The following is an 879-nucleotide window of genomic DNA, read 5'->3' as shown; positions in this document are numbered from 1 at the left end:
TTAATCAGGCCACACTCAAGTTTGGATTATCAAACCCCAACAGAGTTTGTCGCTGGATGGCAAAAGGAATTAATAACGGGAGCCAGAGTTTCTAGATGAAATTGGTCCGATAAAACCAGACAGGTCAACGCCACCGCGAATTAGCAAGATAGGCTTAGTTGCCGCGCGAATAATTGATTCGGCAACGCTTCCTAGCAGAAAGTGACTGAAACCTCGCCGTCCGTGGGTCCCGACAACAATTAAGTCCGCCCCCCATTTTTCTGCATCAGCAGCAATTGCTTCGGCAATTCTTGGTTTTTTCGTGGTAGTTTTCAAAAGATGCTGGCTGAATGAGATTGCGGATGACTTTAAACTAGCCTTTGCAGCATCAAGAATTAATTTACCCTCTTGCTCCATCGACTCCTTCAAATCTTCATAGCTCACATACTCGGCTGCAGGATAAACATTAAAGGAATCGATCACATAGACTATACGTAACTTTGACCCAAGCTCTTTAGCGATCTTGACAGCCTCCTTAAGGGCTAATTTCCCGGTATCACTATTGTCTACTGCTACTAATATTTTTTTATACATATCATCTACCGATTGGTTAATACCAAATACTGATCTTATGTTTTTATCTTATACAGTAATCGTCTACTAAGTTTGATTTAAATCAAAATAAAGACTAATAATTCAGCCTTCATAGGCAATGTTATTTGCAATAACAGCGCAATGTCCGCCCACCGGTTTGCTTGCCTCACGTTAATTTTTTTTGAATCGCTACTACTTCTATAGACACTTTCTAGCCTAATATTTAGTCTATTAGGAGGTGTGTCATGAGTACAAGAAGACGGTTTACTGAAGAGTTCAAGTTAGAGGCAGTCAAACAGGTAGTTG

Annotated in this window: 2 protein-coding genes; one reads left to right on the top strand and one right to left on the bottom strand. The window is 40.6% G+C overall.

What is annotated here, in order from left to right; translation table 11 throughout:
• Positions 1–69: 69 nt before the first annotated feature.
• Positions 70–573 carry a universal stress protein gene (locus ICN39_RS11060; RefSeq protein WP_216234160.1) on the bottom strand — a complete coding sequence of 168 codons (504 nt, stop codon included), beginning with the start codon at positions 571–573 and terminating at the stop codon, positions 70–72.
• A gap of 245 nt (positions 574–818) precedes the next feature.
• On the opposite strand from ICN39_RS11060, the gene ICN39_RS11310 reads away from it, so the two are divergent.
• Positions 819–879 (top strand): transposase (locus tag ICN39_RS11310; protein WP_370623727.1); only part of this gene is annotated, 61 nt, incomplete at its 3' end.

It is taken from the genome of Polynucleobacter sp. AP-Reno-20A-A9, assembly GCF_018882085.1.
Lineage (GTDB): Bacteria > Pseudomonadota > Gammaproteobacteria > Burkholderiales > Burkholderiaceae > Polynucleobacter.
Note: the sequence above shows the minus strand (reverse complement) of the source record. Positions and strands in the feature narration are given on the sequence as shown.

What these genes read in the sequence shown, in the direction of transcription:
- ICN39_RS11060 (WP_216234160.1), bottom strand. Translation starts at nt 573, where the DNA reads ATGTATAAAAAAATATTAGTAGCAGTAGACAATAGTGATACCGGGAAA.